This is a genomic window from Shouchella patagoniensis (assembly GCF_002019705.1).
Taxonomy (GTDB): Bacteria; Bacillota; Bacilli; order Bacillales; family Bacillaceae_D; genus Shouchella; species Shouchella patagoniensis.
The window spans coordinates 873,384-886,574 of sequence record NZ_KV917377.1; the positions used below are offsets into that span (position 1 = coordinate 873,384).

The following is a 13,191-nucleotide window of genomic DNA, read 5'->3' on the forward strand; positions in this document are numbered from 1 at the left end:
AACTCCTCCTAACTTTCGAGTAATTGCTTCGATTCTTCAAGTTTCACAGAAACAAGTCGAGAGACCCCTGACTCTTCCATTGTCACTCCATATAAAACATCTGCCCCTTCCATCGTTCCTTTACGATGTGTTATAACGATGAACTGGGTTTTTTCGGAGAAGTCCCGTAAGTACTGTGCAAAACGACTTACATTCGCCTCATCCAACGCAGCTTCTACTTCGTCCAATACACAAAAAGGAACAGGACGCACTTGTAAAATAGCAAAGAGCAAGGCAATGGCTGTAAGTGCCCGCTCTCCACCAGAAAGCAGCCCTAGCTGTTGTCTTTTTTTCCCTGGGGGTCGAGCGACGATATCAATTCCGGTTGTTAGCAGATTCGTTTTATCCGTTAAAACGAGATCTGCATCGCCTCCACCAAATAACTGGGCGAAAACGACTTGAAAATGGGTGCGAATTTGGTCGAAGGTTTCACTAAATCGCTTAACCATTTCTTCATCCATTTCTGAAATGGCTTGATCAAGAGATACTCGAGCTTCGAGTAAATCATTTTTCTGAGTCTGGAGAAATTCATAGCGTTCTTTTACACGGTCATACTCTTCAATAGCACCAAGATTTACGGTCCCTAACTCTTCGATTGAACGTTTAATGAGCGTAAGACGTATTTTCACTTGATCAAGCGATTCTTTTAGCGGGTAGTTATTTACCGCCGCTTCATAAGAAAGCTCATACTCCTCACGCAATCGATTTAATCGATAATCTAAATCTACATCAAGACGATTTACACGAACTTCTAATTTTTGGCTTTCATCAAGCATGTACGTATGTTCGCCTTGTTCTTGTTTCGTTTCCCGTTCAAGCTGGTCATAAGCTGCATTTAACTTCTTTTCTTCTACTTCAAGTTGTTCAATTGTTTTCATCAGCTCTTGTTTCTGACTATGTCCTTCTGTAATTCTCTTCGCAAGCGAATCTTTCGTAAGCGCCTGTTCGCCACTTGATGAGTGAATTAATGCATAATGTTCATGATCTGTTTCAAGTTCTGTTACAAGCTGAGTGAACAATGTCTCCAGCTCCTGAACTTGCGCACTGCTATATTGCAGTTGCTGCTTTAATTCTGCTTGTTTAACTCTCATATCTGCAAAATCAGCTTGATGTTTTTCTTTAGATGCTTGTTGTGTCTGCAATTGCTTTTCAAGCTGTTCAACATGAGCCTCTATCCTCGCAGCCTCTGAAGTTGCATGAACTTCAGCTGTGCCAATTTCAGCCAAACGCTCTTTTGCTTTTTCTTCTTCAGCATTCTGCTCACTACTTTGCCTCTCCATACGTTCCAGTTCTTGATTTAAACGCTCATACCTCATCGCACAATCTTGAGAGTCTCGTTGCTTTTGTCCAACATCTTCTTCTAGAACATTTTGCCGTAGTAGAAGCTCATCAATTTGCTGCTTCACTTTGTCACGATTTGATTTCCCATCTTTCACTTGCTGTTCGAGTTTTACTATAGCCTCATCAAGCTGATTTTTTTTCGTGATAAGTTCAGCTTTTTCACGTCTTCTACTTATTAATGAAGACTGGTTTTGTTTGCTACTTCCCCCAGTCATTGACCCACCAGGGTTAACGATGTCACCTTCTAATGTCACAATCCGATAGCGGTGACTTGATTTTTTCGCCAGGTTATTTGCATCAGGCAACGTATCGGCAATAATTGTTGAACCTAGCAAATAGTCGATTACGTTTTTGTGTGCCTCGTTTGATTGGATTAAATCTGAAGCAACCCCAACATACCCTTGACTTTGCTCTAGTGTTGCTAGCAATGTGCTTGGAACTAATCGAGGCTTCATTGTAGTCAGCGGTAAAAACGTCGCTCGTCCAAGCCGTTGTTTTTTTAGGAAGCCAATTGCTTGTCGAGCTGAAGCTTCATCTGCAACAACAACATGTTGCGCTTGAGCACCTAAAGCAAGCTCAATTGCTTTCTCTATCTTTTTTGGAACAGTCATAAGTTCTGCCGCTGCACCTATTACACCAGGTAAAGCTTTGTTCCTCTGTTTTAGGACTTCTTTCACGCCATGGTAAAAGCCTGCATAATCCTCTTCCATTTCTTGAAGAGCTTCCTGCCTAGCTGTTATTTTTTGCAAGACACCATATGCTTCATATAGCTTTGCTTCCTGTTTATAGTAACGATCTTTTAAAGATTCCTCATCACGTTGCAACGTTTTTAAGTCTCGTTTCAGTTGTTCAAAAACTGACCGCGCCTGGTTTAGCAATTGCTCTTTTTCATAAACTTCCTGCTTTAGCGAAGCATGTTCTGACTTAAGTGAATGTTTCTCTGTTTCAGCTCGCTGAAGATGTCGCTCTTTTTGACTCAACTGTTCTTCCAAATAACGGCGTTCATTTCGTAAAGAAGCTTGTTCATTTAACCACTCAATAAAATCGCCCTTAGCGTCTTCAATTTCAGCAGCCAAGTCTTCTTTGGAGCTATTCAGCATATGCTGCAACTCATTTAAAGTCGCATCATGGGCTTGTTTCTCTTCTAGTAATTTGGAATGGGCTTCGTTCAGATAAGCAAGTTTCTCATTTACTTTTTCTAGCCGCTCTTCTTTATCAGATATAGCTGCGCTTAACTGTTCTTCGTTTTGCAATGCGTTTTTTTGCCGTTCTTCTAGCACTCCTCGGCGACCTTCATTTTTCTCTAACTCTTCACTTACTCGAAGCCTTGATTCTTGAGCTTTGGCTACTTCATCGCGCATTGCAGCGTGCTTTTCACGATAGTGCTTAAGACGTGCTTCACTGTCCTCTAGCTTTCTTTGTCGTTCAATTAATTGTTCTTTTAATGATGCTAACTTTGTTGACTCCTCTGTCCAATTGCTATGCAGATCAGTAATTTCCTGTGCAATTACTTGGATATCGAGTGCTTCTTGTTCTTCTTTTAGCTCAAGGTAATCCTTTGCAATTGACGCCTGTTCTTGCAAAGGCTCAACTTGTGTTTCCAGTTCATTTAAAATATCAGCAACCCTAAGTAAATTATCTTCCGTTTGACTTAATCTCTTTTCTGCTTTTACTTTTCGGGTTTTGTATTTTAAAACACCAGCTGCTTCTTCAAAAATCGTACGTCGATTTTCAGCTTTGCTGCTTAAAATCTCTTCAATTTTACCTTGACCAATAATCGAGTAAGCTTCTCGACCCAGTCCAGAATCTAAAAATAAGTCAACAATATCTTTTAAGCGGCATGGTGTGCGGTTAAGTAAATACTCGCTTTCCCCTGACCGATATAGACGTCGTGTCACGCTTACTTCGCTATAATCAATCGCTAGATGTTCATCTTCATTATCCAAAATGAGAGATACTTCAGCGACATTGACCGCTTTACGAGTATCACTTCCCGCAAAGATGATATCTTCCATTTTCGCTCCACGCAAAGACTTAGCGCTTTGCTCTCCAAGCACCCAACGTACAGCATCAGCAATATTGCTTTTTCCACTCCCATTAGGACCAACTACTGACGTTACTCCTGGGACAAAATCAATTAATATAGGTTCTGCAAAAGACTTAAACCCTTTTACTTCAAGTCGCTTGAGGAACATCTTAATCCCCACTTTCTTTCATGCAAATACAGCTTATTTCGTTACACGTCGCTGCCTAGTCATTTAGGCTTCTACTCCAATAACTCTATTAGTTTATCACACTAAAAAACGAGTGGAAACGACAATTGTCACTTTCTAGTTGGGTTTAGCTAAAAATCGTGGTATGGTTAGCATACTTATGAGTAAGGAGGATTTACAATTGAGTCAACAACTTTCAAAAGATGAGATTAACACAATGCTTGAAGAAATGAAAAAGAAGCTAAACGTCGTGAACGGGAGTGTGATTAAAAGCGATTCTGTTAGCGTAAATAAACACGAAGATTTAAAAGCACTACATAAACATGTTATGCGTCAACCCTCTTTTTCCATCAGTGAGATGGATGAAATTGTTCAAGAACTCGGTCAACTTAGAGATAGAAAAAGCTAGAAAAAAGGAGGCGTTTCCGCTTCCTTTTCTCTAGCTTTCTTTCCAATTCAATGCATCAAGTGCTTGTTTCGCAGCAAGTTGCTCCGCTTCTTTCTTCGACCGTCCTGTGCCAGTGCCAACCGTTTTTTCATTTAATTGGACATCTGATACAAATTCCCGATCATGGGCTGGACCACGCTCTTGAACAATCAAGTACTTAATCTGTCCGCGGTTGTCACGTTGAACAAACTCTTGTAGTTGGCTTTTGAAATCCATTTTATGGGTAAAAGCACCTTCTTTAATTTTCGGGTACATAAACCGCGATAAAAACATAAAGACAGACTCAAGGCCTTGATCCATATAAAGAGCTCCTATAAAGGCTTCAAACACATCTGCAAGTAAGGCAGGACGTGTCCGGCCACCTGTAACCTCTTCCCCTTTACCAAGCAAAACCAACTTCCCAAAGTGAAGTTCTTCTGCAAAACGAGCAAGAGATGGTTCACACACGATGGAAGCGCGTAACTTTGTCATATCCCCTTCACTCATATTTTTATACGATTTGAATAGATATTGAGAAACCGCTAATTCAAGAACAGCATCTCCTAAAAACTCCAATCGCTCATTATCAGACGAAGAAAAAATTCGCTGCTCATTTACATATGAGGAATGGGTAAAAGCTTGGATAAGCAACTTCCGATTTTCAAACGTTAATCCTGTTCGAACGAGCAAGTCGTCAAACTGTTTTTTCTGTTCTTCTGTCAGTTCCAATCGTCTCTGGTTGCGTTTTCGGTCCCCTTGACGTGTTCTGCGCTGGTATTTAGATGATTGAGCCATTGTTACCTCCAATCAATGGAGTCAGTCTTATTTTCAAACGGTAGGAATAAGTCTCTATCGCTCTCACGTTGATTGTATCAAAACTTTGCCCTGCTGTGTGACATACTTTTGTGTGAAGATGTGAGAAAGAGCCCTAACAATAACTGGAAGGGCTCTTTACAATAGCGGTTACTGGTTGTTATTTATGTAGTCGACAACATCTTTAACCGTAGCAATCTTTTCTGCATCTTCATCCGCAATCTCCAAGTCAAACTCATCTTCAAGCTCCATCACTAGTTCTACTACATCTAGTGAGTCTGCTTTTAGATCCTCTTTAAAAGAAGCTTCAAGCTTCACCTCAGATTCTTCCACACCAAGACGGTCAACGACGATTTTCGTTACACGCTCCATTACATCTGCCAAAATAGTCACCTCCTCTCAAAAAGTATCAGCAAAAGAAATTGTACTGGCGCCAACCGCAGCTGTCAAGCACCTCATTTAATTATGGCATCACCATACCGCCATCAACATGGATCGTTTGGCCTGTCATATACGCGGCATCTTCACTTGCTAAGAACCGAACTACTTTTGCAATTTGTTCTGGTTCACCTAAAGCCCCAAGAGGTATTTGAGCAAGCATCGCCTCTTTTGATTCCGATGTTAACTCATCTGTCATATCAGTCGAAATAAAGCCTGGTGCAACAGCATTAACAAGGACTCCTCTAGAAGCTAGCTCTCTTGCAAGAGACTTCGTCAAGCCAATTACTCCAGCCTTTGCTGCAACATAATTAGCTTGGCCGGGATTACCCATTACACCAACAACAGAGGACACATTAATAATCCGTCCAGAACGCTGCTTCATCATTTGACGAGTCACGGCTTTTGCACAATTAAATACGCCTTTTAGGTTCGTATTAATTACATCATCCCATTCATGTTCTTTCATTCGCATGAGCAAATTATCCCGGGTGATACCGGCATTATTTACCAAAATATCAATGGAACCAAAACGAGATATAGCCTCTTTCATCATCGCATTCACTTCTTCACTATTTGCTACATCTGCTTGATAAGCAAATGCATCACACCCAAGCGTTTTAATGTCCGAGACAACTTCTTCAGCACGGCTTTGATTTCCTGCAAAATTGACAACAATGTTTGCACCTTTTTTAGCTAATTCCATTGCAATAGCTTTTCCTATTCCCCTTGATGCACCAGTGACAATTGCCGTTTTATTTGTAAGCATGTTACTCCCCTTTCAACGCAACGAGCGTTTGTTCAAATGAATTCCGGTCATGCACAGAAAACACTTGGAGCTTTCGGTCAATTTTACGGACGAGACCAGTTAGTACATTCCCTGATCCAATTTCAATAAACGTATCTACACCAAGGCTAACCATATGAAGAATGCTTTCTTCAAACCTCACCGGCGAATAAATCTGTTCTGCTAGAAGAGCACGTATGACTTCCGGGGCATGAACAACATCGGCGGTGACATTAGCAACTAAAGGAATCATTGGCATTGTAAATTGCGTCGAATGCAAATCACCTTCAAATTGTTCAGCAGCCGGCTTCATTAAAGAAGAGTGGAATGGTCCACTAACAGCAAGAGGCATTACTCTTCTTGCACCTGCCGACTTTGCTAATTCACTAGCTTCCTCTATTCCTTTTACCGTTCCAGAAATAACGATTTGACCCGGACAATTTAAATTAGCTAATTCTGCCACTTCTTTTCCAGCCGAAACTTGCTGACATACTCTTGTTAACGTTTCTTGATCCAAGCCTAAAACAGCTGCCATCGCCCCTTCTCCACTCGGAACTGCTGCTTGCATAAGTTTGCCTCGTTTATGGACAAGAGTAACAGCTTCTTCAAACGCCAATGAATCACTAGCTACTAAAGCTGAATATTCGCCTAAACTATGCCCGGCTACGTAATCCGCTGTAATTCCAGACTCACGGAACAATTCAAGTACCGCAGCACTCATTGTTACAAGAGCAGGCTGAGCATGCTCGGTTTGCTTCAGAACCTCATCAGGTCCATTTAGCATCATAGTTGACAATGAAAAGCCCAGTGCAGCATCCGCTTTATCTAAGAACCGTTTTGCTTTCGGTTCTTGTTCAAATAACGTCTGCCCCATGCCAACTTTTTGCGACCCTTGTCCAGGAAATAAGAATGCCACTTTACCCATTTGCGTTTCCACCATCCTCTATGTTATCTGCAATCACTTGCACAACTTTCTGTTCAACCATATTTCTCGCCTGACGAATTGCATGGAAAACAGCATTTTCATCGGAAGAGCCATGGGCTTTAATAACGGGAGCTTTCAAACCAAACAACCCCGCGCCTCCGTATTCAGAGTAATCCATCTTATCTTTCAGACTCATTAGTTTAGGTTTTAATATTCCCGCGGCAAGTTTAGAAGAAAAGGAGCTTGTCAACTCTTCTTTCAACATAGAGAAAAGCATCTTCGCCGTTCCTTCAATTGTCTTTAATACAAGATTTCCTGAAAAACCATCACAAACAACAACATCGCAGACACCCTCAAGCAAATCACGTGCTTCAACATTGCCAATAAAATCAACACGGCTATTTTCTAATAAGCTATATGCCTGCTTCGTTAACTCTGAACCTTTTCCAGCTTCAGTGCCAACGTTTAGAAGACCAACCCGCGGTTTCTCGACCTGATGAACTTTCTGCATATACGCTTCACCAATAATGGCATATTGAAGCAAGTGCTCGGCTTTCGCCTCCATATTCGCCCCGACATCCAATAATAAAAAACCTTTTCCATCTCTTGTAGGCAACATCGGCGAAAGCGCAGGTCTGCTTATCCCTTTTTGACGCCCTATATAAAATAACCCAGCTGTCATCAGCGCCCCTGTATTACCTGCTGAGATACAAGCATCCGCATTTGCTTCTTTCACTTCATTTACTGCAAGTACCATCGAGGCCTGTTTTTTTCTCCTTACAGCTGTTGTTGGTTTATCAGTATCTTCAATTTTCTCTGTTGTATGTACTATATCAATTCGCTTTTCATCGGTTAATTCAGCACGAATCTTCTCTTCATCCCCAATTAACGTAATCGTTAAATCGGGAAACTCCTTAATCGCACGGACCGCAGCACGAACATGGGCTGACGGCGCGTTGTCTCCACCCATCGCATCAATAGCAATTCTCATAGTTGACCGTCCTCATCTTCCACAGATTCAATTTGTTTATACATCGCGAACTCTCCTTGAAAAACAAGTTCTTGATTGACACGGCTGTTTACAACAACACGCATGCGCTCCCCTGCATCTCGAATAACTTCTGCTTTTGCAACAACACGCTCTCCAGAATAGACTGGACGTTTAAATTGAATTTCTGCTTTTGCAGTTAAAACAAATTCATTGTTCATTAAAGCGACAGCTAATGAATTGGCTTGCGCAAACAAATGATGTCCTCTAGCAATTCCACTGCGCGTAAACACATGATCTTGGCCTACTTCAAAAATTGAAATCGCTTGTTGTTCCAACACCAAATCAATAATTTCTCCAAACACTTCTTCTGGCGTAAGAGAGATCACAGCATCTCGATGTTTAAACGCAACATCTTTAATTCGCGCACGAAGTTCTGGTATATTCTGTTCCATCCGGTCAAGACGAATGGTCTGAATGCTTACAGAAAAATGAACGGCTAGTTCTTCATCTGTTAGAAAAGGGTTACCTGCCAGCAATTCATTTAATAACGCTTGTCGTTCTCTCTTCTTTTTTCGCATTTTTACACCGTCCGTCTTTCTGGCATTTGTTCACTACTATGACTAGGTACTAATAACAGTATAAAGTTGTTCTTGTTATGATTCAACTATTAATCTAACTTTGCTCCTGAAAAAGCCCCAACTTGTTTTAAATAAGCTGCCAAGTAACGATACTCTGGATCAGTAATTAAGGCACCAGAGCGAATAATTGTGTCTGCATCTTGCCTAGCTGTTTCAAGCGCTCGATAATCATGCACCACATCAGCCAATTTAAAATCAGGTAGACCGCTCTGTTTTGCCCCAAAAAAGTCTCCAGGTCCTCGTAACTCCAAGTCACGCTCTGACAAAACGAACCCATCTGTCGTTTCCGTCATAATGCGCATCCGCTCTTTCCCAACTTCTGATTTAGGTTGCGCCATCAAAATACACGTTGATTGAGCGTCTCCACGACCCACGCGTCCACGGAGTTGGTGCAATTGCGCTAACCCAAAACGATCTGCATCGTAAATAACCATGACGGTTGCGTTAGGTACGTTAACGCCCACTTCCACGACAGTAGTCGAAACAAGAATTTGTGTCTCATTTTGCGCAAAAGCAGCCATTACTTCGTCTTTTTCTGAAGCCTGCAGTCGTCCGTGCATCAAGCCTACTGACGCTTGTCCATGGTAATGAGCAGACAGCATCGCATGGAAATCAATTGCATTTTGGACATCAAGCTTTTCAGATTCTTCAATCAGGGGACAAATCACATACGCTTGTCTACCTTGTTCTACTTCTTTACGAATAAACTCTAACACTCGCTCCAATAAATCATGTTGTACCCAATACGTTTCTATCGGTTTTCTCCCCGCCGGGAGCTCATCTAATACAGAAACATCCATATCACCAAACACAGAAATTGCAAGTGTTCGAGGGATGGGAGTAGCTGTCATAAACAATACATCTGGATTTTCTCCTTTATCACGTAAAATCCGACGTTGTTCAACCCCAAAGCGATGTTGCTCGTCAGTAATAACTAACCCTAATGAATGGAAGCGCACATCGTCTTGAATTAATGCATGCGTTCCAATAACGATGTCAACTTCCCCGGATTCAATTTTACTTAAAAGTTCACGCCGCTTCTTTCCTTTGACAGAGCCCGCCAATAAAGCAACTGTTAATCCCAATGGCTCAAACCACGTTGCAAGTGAGTCAGCATGTTGTTCGGCAAGGATTTCAGTCGGAGCCATTAAAGCACTTTGCGCTCCCGCGCGAACAACACCAAACATACAAGCAGCAGCTACTGCTGTTTTGCCAGAGCCTACATCACCTTGCAACAAACGGTTCATTCGAAATGGCGCTCGAATATCTTCCACCACATCATGAATCGCCCTGCTTTGTGCTTTTGTTAATGAAAAAGGCAACCGGTTTGTAAATTCTGCAATGTTCTCTTCTGTCACATCTAGGGTTTTTCCATGTTGCTGTTCGCGATTCGCTTCTTTAAATGCGCGCATCTTTAATTGAAAATAAAGCAATTCTTCATAAACAAAGCGACGCCTCGCCTGTTTAACTGCTTCTGGTTTAAGAGGATGATGTAAATGACGAATTGTCTCTGCCTTCCCCATCAACTTATACCGATTACGGAGCGATACTGGCAACGGCTCTACAACCTCATCTGCAAACATTTCAATCGCCGAAGCAATCCACTTTTGTATTTGTTTACTCGTTATCTTCCCGGAGCTATGATAGACAGGTTCAACATCTCCTTTTCTTTCTACAGCACCAAATTTCAGTTCACTACCTGTAATAGAAAGTCGATGAGCATCCCATTTCCCAGTAACCGTCACTTCCGTTCCCGGTGTTAATTTGCTTTTAAGAAAAGCCCGATTAAAAAAGGTGACGGTAACCAAAATTCCATCTGACAACATTCGAAAGGTTAAACGATTCTTTTTTTTACCGTAGTAGCGTATAGAAGCTTCACTCTGGAGGCTTCCTGTCATTGTCACACGCTCATCATGAACTGCTTCAGTTGGCTGTTGCAAGGAGTAATCTTCATATCGAAACGGAAAATATTCAAGCAAGTCCTGGACAGTCTGAATGCCTAAACCATTAAGAAGCTTTCCACTCTCTTCTCCAATCCCTTTCACTTCCATTACAGCAAGAGTGTTTAATTTCACTTGATCTCTTCAGCCGTTCTGCCGAAGACTGCAGCTTCTAATTTGCGCCCTGTTGGAGTCGCTGCCAGTCCGCCCTCTCCCGTTTCACGAAGAGATTCCGGCATCGTTTGACCGATTCGATACATCGCCTCAATCACTTCATCACATGGAATTCTACTCTCGATTCCTGCCAAAGCCATATCAGCTGCTGTAATCGCCAACGACGCACCTGCCGCATTACGCTTTACACAAGGAACCTCTACTAATCCTGCCACTGGGTCACATACAAGACCAAGCATATTTTTCAGTGCAATAGCCATTGCGTGAGCAGATTGTCGTGGCGTGCCACCAGCCATCTCAACGAGAGCACCTGCTGCCATTCCCGTTGCAGATCCTACTTCCGCTTGACAGCCACCTGCAGCTCCTGAAATGGATGCATTATTCGCGACCACAAACCCAAATGCTCCACTCGTAAATAAAAAAGCAAGTTTCTGGTCTTCTGTTGGTTTTAACTTACCCTCTACTCCAAACATAACACCTGGAACCACACCAGCAGAACCTGCCGTTGGTGTTGCACAAATAATTCCCATTGCAGCGTTTACTTCATTAGTTGCCATTGCATTGGCAACAGCTAATAACGTTGTCTCACCGCCAATCATCGTGCCTCTTTGGATATAAGCAGCTAATTTCTTTCCATCTCCTCCTGTTAATCCGGAAACAGAGACCACGTCCTCTTCAATACCTCGTCTTGCTGCCGCCTCCATTGTATTTAAGTTCAAACGCATCTTCTCAAGGATCTCTTCTCTAGAACGTCCTGTCACTTCCATTTCTTGCAAGATCATCGCTTCTGAGATCGAAATGCCTTTTTCTTCAGTTTGCTCAAGCAACTCTGATACATTTCTAAACATGATTTCCCCTCCTTATTCATGGATTTTTGATACATGAGTGATATTGGGAAGTTCCGCAAGGCTTTCCAACAACTTTTCATCAACGTTTTGATCTATTTCAATCACCATCAAGGCTTGTTCGCCCTTTTCTTTCCTTGACACTTCCATATGACCAATATTCACTTGGTGTTTTGCTAATAAATTACTTGCAGCTGCAATCACACCATAACGGTCTTGATGCACAATTAATATAGCTGGGTGGTTTCCTGACAACCTTAATTCGAATCCATTCAGTTCGATGATTTCAATTTTTCCACCACCGATTGAAACCCCTACTAGCTCAAATCTCTTTTCATCTTTAAAAAGCTTGATTCTAACTGTATTTGGATGGTGAGCAATTGCCCCTTCTTCATGAATAGAAACGTTCATTTCCGACTCTTCTGCATAGCGATATGCATCACGAATGCGCTCATCATCTGTTTCATAATCCAGTAAACCACCAATTACTGCAACGTCCGTCCCATGTCCTCTGTACGTTTTTGCAAATGAACCATAGAAATATAAATCAGCCCGTTCGGGCACGCTACCAAACAACGTTCGGGCAACTTTACCAATTCGAGCCGCTCCAGCCGTATGAGAACTTGATGGACCTATCATAACAGGTCCAATAATATCAAAAACCGTCCGATACTTCATTCCCTTTATCCTCCTAAAATGCCCAAACAAAAAGGCTGCCATCATAGACAGTTGGCAACCTTTTGTTCACGCTTGTTTTGTGTTTGTCATTGATAAAGAAACTGTGCCTGGCCCAACATGCGCACCAATCACCGAACCGATTTCTGTTAGAACAATTGACTTTACATTAAATTGTTTTTTTAACTCATCGGCTAACTCATTAGCAAGCTCTTCATTTAAAGCGTGAGAAATACCAACATGAACTTCACCACTACCAAATTCTTCTTTCAACAAGGCTATAATTCGAGCCACAGCCTTTTTTTGACCACGAACTTTTTCATGAGGGTATACTTCACCGGCCTCATTCAACGATAAGATAGGCTTCATTTTTAACAATGAACCAAGCAATGCAGACGCCTTACCAATCCGCCCATTCTTTTGTAAAAACTCAAGTGTATCAACCATGAAGTAAACCGTCGTATCCTCTAATAACTCCTGAATACGTTGCTGACATGTTTGTAAATCAGCGCCTTCAGCTGCAAGCTTCGCAATTTCAACTACAATAACACCAATTGCATAAGATGCTCGCTTTGAATCATACACATGTACGTCTAAATCGTTTTTCACTTCTTCTTTTGCAATTAATGCTGCTTGTGTCGTGCCACTCATTTTTGCCGATAAGTGAATGGAAAGAATGTGCGCTGTATCTTCATCAGCTATCTGCCGATACATATCTTCAAACTGCTGTGGAGAAGGCTGTGACGTTTTTGGCATCACATCACTCTTTTTTAATTTAGAATAAAACTCTTTTGGAGACAGTGTAACTCCATCTTCATATTGCTCTTCACCAAAATGTACATTTAACGGGATTACAGTAATTCCATACTTAGTTGTGAGTTCTTCCGGGATATCTGCAGTTGAATCGGTTACGACTTTTATCAGAGCCATTTAAATCCCCCTCAA

At 41.8% G+C, this 13,191-nt stretch carries 12 protein-coding genes; 1 reads left to right on the top strand and 11 read right to left on the bottom strand.

From position 1 onward, the window contains the following. Nucleotides 1-8: 8 nt before the first annotated feature. Nucleotides 9-3,575 (bottom strand): chromosome segregation protein SMC, encoded by a 3,567-nt coding sequence (smc, locus tag BK584_RS04740; RefSeq protein WP_078391529.1) that lies wholly within the window; start codon nucleotides 3,573-3,575, stop codon nucleotides 9-11. 199 nt (nucleotides 3,576-3,774) lie between these two features. Here smc and BK584_RS04745 point away from each other — a divergent pair, with 199 nt between their 5' ends. Beyond that, a complete protein-coding gene (locus BK584_RS04745) occupies nucleotides 3,775-4,002 on the top strand; it encodes a DUF1128 domain-containing protein (RefSeq protein ID WP_245808804.1) in 228 nt (75 codons plus the stop codon). 30 nt (nucleotides 4,003-4,032) lie between these two features. Here the strand turns inward: BK584_RS04745 and rnc are convergent, their stop codons facing one another. The 10 genes from rnc to BK584_RS04795 form a co-directional block, all read right to left on the bottom strand. Beyond that, on the bottom strand, nucleotides 4,033-4,815 hold the full coding sequence (rnc, locus tag BK584_RS04750; RefSeq protein ID WP_078391530.1) for a ribonuclease III: 783 nt from the start codon (nucleotides 4,813-4,815) through the stop codon (nucleotides 4,033-4,035). Between the two features lie 168 nt (nucleotides 4,816-4,983). Beyond that, nucleotides 4,984-5,217 (bottom strand): acyl carrier protein, encoded by a 234-nt coding sequence (gene acpP / locus BK584_RS04755; RefSeq protein WP_078391531.1) that lies wholly within the window; start codon nucleotides 5,215-5,217, stop codon nucleotides 4,984-4,986. 79 nt (nucleotides 5,218-5,296) lie between these two features. Beyond that, a complete protein-coding gene (gene fabG / locus BK584_RS04760) occupies nucleotides 5,297-6,040 on the bottom strand; it encodes a 3-oxoacyl-[acyl-carrier-protein] reductase (RefSeq protein ID WP_078391532.1) in 744 nt (247 codons plus the stop codon). 1 nt (nucleotide 6,041) lies between these two features. Further along, nucleotides 6,042-6,983, bottom strand: coding sequence for an ACP S-malonyltransferase (fabD, locus tag BK584_RS04765; protein WP_078391533.1), 942 nt, complete (start codon nucleotides 6,981-6,983; stop codon nucleotides 6,042-6,044). Next, nucleotides 6,976-7,974: a phosphate acyltransferase PlsX gene (gene plsX, locus BK584_RS04770; RefSeq protein WP_078391534.1), complete on the bottom strand. Its 999-nt coding sequence runs from the start codon at nucleotides 7,972-7,974 to the stop codon at nucleotides 6,976-6,978. Before plsX ends, fabD begins: the two co-directional genes overlap by 8 nt. After that, nucleotides 7,971-8,552, bottom strand: a complete 582-nt coding sequence (gene fapR, locus BK584_RS04775; protein ID WP_078391535.1) for a transcription factor FapR — start codon at nucleotides 8,550-8,552, stop codon at nucleotides 7,971-7,973. Before fapR ends, plsX begins: the two co-directional genes overlap by 4 nt. 89 nt (nucleotides 8,553-8,641) lie before the next feature. Beyond that, nucleotides 8,642-10,663 carry an ATP-dependent DNA helicase RecG gene (gene recG / locus BK584_RS04780; RefSeq protein WP_078395406.1) on the bottom strand — a complete coding sequence of 674 codons (2,022 nt, stop codon included), beginning with the start codon at nucleotides 10,661-10,663 and terminating at the stop codon, nucleotides 8,642-8,644. A 20-nt stretch (nucleotides 10,664-10,683) separates the two neighbouring features. Continuing rightward, on the bottom strand, nucleotides 10,684-11,574 hold the full coding sequence (sdaAA, locus tag BK584_RS04785; protein ID WP_078391536.1) for an L-serine ammonia-lyase, iron-sulfur-dependent, subunit alpha: 891 nt from the start codon (nucleotides 11,572-11,574) through the stop codon (nucleotides 10,684-10,686). 12 nt (nucleotides 11,575-11,586) lie between these two features. Beyond that, complete coding sequence (sdaAB, locus tag BK584_RS04790) at nucleotides 11,587-12,249, bottom strand: L-serine ammonia-lyase, iron-sulfur-dependent subunit beta (RefSeq protein WP_078391537.1); 663 nt, start codon at nucleotides 12,247-12,249, stop codon at nucleotides 11,587-11,589. Nucleotides 12,250-12,315: 66 nt separating this feature from the next. Continuing rightward, the gene (locus tag BK584_RS04795) at nucleotides 12,316-13,176 is read right to left on the bottom strand and encodes a DegV family protein (protein ID WP_078391538.1); all 861 of its coding nucleotides are present in this window, start codon (nucleotides 13,174-13,176) and stop codon (nucleotides 12,316-12,318) included. Nucleotides 13,177-13,191: the final 15 nt, after the last annotated feature.